Source organism: Chitinophagaceae bacterium (genome assembly GCA_030053935.1).
Classification (GTDB): Bacteria; Bacteroidota; Bacteroidia; order Cytophagales; family JASGCU01; genus JASGCU01.
In genome coordinates, this window is record JASGCU010000137.1 from 1 (window position 1) to 3,553 (window position 3,553).

Below are 3,553 nucleotides of genomic sequence, written 5' to 3' on the forward strand. Positions count from 1 at the left end.
ACCAATGGTAAATTGCATAATAAAAATACTTCTTTTTTATATTTTTTTTTCTCATATTGCGGTATGTCAAACTCTTTCTGCGGATGAAAAGAAGATAGGATATGATTTATCTAAGGCTGTCAGATCTATAGGTACGGGCGGTGCGGATATTATAGCAGAATCTTTTGGGACACTATGGCAGAATGGTGGTTTTAATAACACCCATAAAGCACTCATACGAGATATTGCTCTCAAAATGAAAGAAAAAAAATATTCCATAAACCCTCATTTTATGTATCTTTGCTCTTATACTTCTTTTGCTATCAAAAGAGCGGGCATACAAGCAGATTCTCTTACTCGTCTTTTGGAAATGAATAAGTTTGTCATAGATCATTACTCTCCCAAAGAATATTCAGATTTTTTATTTCTTATGAATATCTTTTTTGTCCGAAATGCTTTAGTCCTAAAGCCACATTATCAGATGTATGTAAGAAATGGAAAGTATAGATTTGAAAATCAGAATACAGAAACCGTTGATCCTGCCTTCTCAATACCTACACAAGAAACGCAAAATGTAACAAAAACCGATTCTGTGGTAGAAGAAGAGATTGCAGAAGAGGATACTTGGAACAATCAGACAGGAGTTGCAGAAATTGAAAATACAGAGGTCGCTTCTTTTTTGGGATTTCCAACGAATACGGAGACAAAAAGAGGACAGCAAAGAATTGTATTTGAAAATGCGGATATTATAATGGTCAGTTATAGCGATTCTGTAAAAATAGTAAACACTTCAGGTAGTTTTTTCATCCCCGAAAAAATATGGGAGGGGAGGGGAGGGGAGTTTCAATGGTCTTCTCGCAATAATTTCTTTCAAACGGCTCAAGTATCTTTGGCTGAATATGAATTTTCCGTAGCCAAACCCGAGGTATTTTGTAAAAATGTAGTACTTACTTTTGATGCTCTTTTAGATACAAAAGTAATTGGGGACTTTGCATATAAAGGTATTTTAGGAACGAAAAAAGAAAAACAGACCTACCCTCGTTTTATTTCTTATAATAATGATATAGGGGTCAATATGCAGGATTCTTTTCTCACTTATAGAGGTTGTTTTGCCTTTGAAGGAGCTCATTTATACGGAAAATGTGTTGATAATAGCAAAATATCTCAATTAGAAATAACAAATACAGTGGGGTATAAAGCAGTGCTACAATCTACCTATTTTACTCTTGATAAGCCCATTATCACTTCGGGAGATGCCCGTTTTTCCCTCACCCATGGGGAGCATTCTTTGGATAATCATTTTGTGACTCTCAAATATCAGACAGAAACAAAGGAACTGCTTGCATCTTCTCCCCATGGAAGCAAAAAAAATAGTAGATTTTACTCTTCGTTTTACAAAGTATATATAAAAGGAGATGTTTTGAAATGGAATATGCAGGCAGATTCTCTTACTATCTCTATTGACCATGCAAAAGATGCCGTTCCTGTGATAGTAGAGTCTGATGAATACTTTAGCGAAGACCGTTATAGAAAATATATGGGACTCTTGCCATTTCACCCGCTTTCTTTGGTGAAAGATTATTTGCATAAGAAGGGTCAAACAAATTGTAGTTTGGAGGAATTGACTCTTTTTTATACTAACATTGCGGATTCTTATGCCAAAAGATACGCTCTTTTACTCGGAGCAATGAAGACTCTCTTTTATGAAAATCTTATTACTTTCATCGCAGCAGATGAATTTGAGAACGCACTCTTTGATGCGTTTGGCAATAAAAATTATAATATTTCTCTCACCGATTTAGGAAAACATTATGTGGAGTCTTCTCAAAAAAAAAAAGATTATGATAAAATATTTATACCATCTATCACCGCCAAGCAACCTAATGTGGTAATGAATTTTCAAAAAGAATACATGACTATCAATGGTGTCAATTCTTCTTTTTTTACTAACGACCTTAAAATATATATGCTCCCCGATAACGAAACAATAAAAATGCATAAAGGCAAAAATATCTCTTTAGATGGCAAAGTATTTACCCCCACTATGGCATATATTGGCAAAGAATTTGATTTTCAATACGATAGTTTTCTTATGAGAATGAATAAAATAGATTCTATTCGACTTTACGATCCACAAGATTCTTTAAAGAGGGGTTCAGAGGATGCTTCTTTGAAAAATCATATAGTGAATACAACAGGTGTCTTACGAATAGCCCTACCTCACAATAAAGCAGGGGATCCTGTAAAAAAAATATCTCCCAAGTATATATCAAAAGACTCTTCCTACATTTATTTTGATAGTAAAGAGATATTAGGGGGGGCATACAATAGGAAAATATACTTTGTGGTACCAAAGATGGACGTAGACAACCTGAATGATAAAGCCAATAATACTATTCGTTTGAAAGGAACTTTTTATTCCGATAACATAATACCTACCATACAAGAAACACTACAAATGATGCCCGATAGGTCCTTAGGATTTCAGCATATCATAGAACCTCCGGGTTACCTCGTGTATAAAGGAAAGGGAGATTTTTTTGGAACGATTCAATTAGATAATAATGGAATAGTAGGCACAGGAAAATTAGCATACTCTGTGGCACTATTAGAATCTTCCAAATTTATATTCTATCAAGATTCTGCTTCTGCCCAGGGATTTAACGGTATATTGCAAGAAAAAATTACCATAGACGGTTCTTTTCCCAAAGTAGAAATAGAAAAATATACAATGAAATGGATACCTAAAAAAGACATTATGCTTTTGCACAGTAAAGGGAATCCATTTCGATTTTATAATAATACTATTGTCTTTGATGGAGTCCTTATTCTCAGTCAAAAAGCCCTCTTTGGAAGTGGAAAACTCTCTACAAGAGGTTCCATTACCGAATCTAAAAAATATATGTTTCTACAAGATGAATTTTCTGCAAGAAATGCTACTTTTAGGGTCGTTTCAGATAATAATTACACCGATAGAGTGCGTGGAGACAATGTAAAACTACAATTCAGCTTTTCTATTGGGAGAGTAGTTATTCATCCCGAAGAAAAAAATATTCCCGCTCTCTCTTTTCCCGAAGCAAAAATAGTTACTTCTATACAAACTGCCGTTTGGGACTTAAAAAAAGAAAAAATATTTATGAAAAATGATATTGATCAATTGCATATATCATCTTATTTTATCAGCACAGACCCCAAAACAGACTCTCTCAAGTTTATTGCAAACAAAGGAGAATATGACATGCAGACCTTTCAAATAAATCTCGATGGTGTAGAAAATGTTCAGATAGTAGATGCTACTGTTATTCCAGATAAAGGAAAAATAATAATCAGAAAAGGTTCTGAAATCCCCCCTCTTTCCAATGCAGTAGTCCATTTCATTACCGATCCGGACACTCTGCATACCTTTGTCAAATCAAATATAAAAATATCCTCTCGTAAAAAATCCATACAAGGAACTGCCCAATATACATACACCCATACTAATAAAGAAATATCTTATTATAATTTTCATGAGTTTGTTATGGACAGCACAAAAATAAAATCTTCCTCTAAATATGCCCGTAGAACCATTGCA

Annotated in this window: 1 protein-coding gene; it reads left to right on the forward strand. The window is 34.0% G+C overall.

Going from position 1 to position 3,553, the window contains the following annotated elements; all coding sequences use genetic code 11:
- The coding region (locus tag QM536_09605) for a hypothetical protein (GenBank protein MDI9357265.1) at positions 1 to 3,553 on the forward strand (3,553 nt) is incomplete at both ends.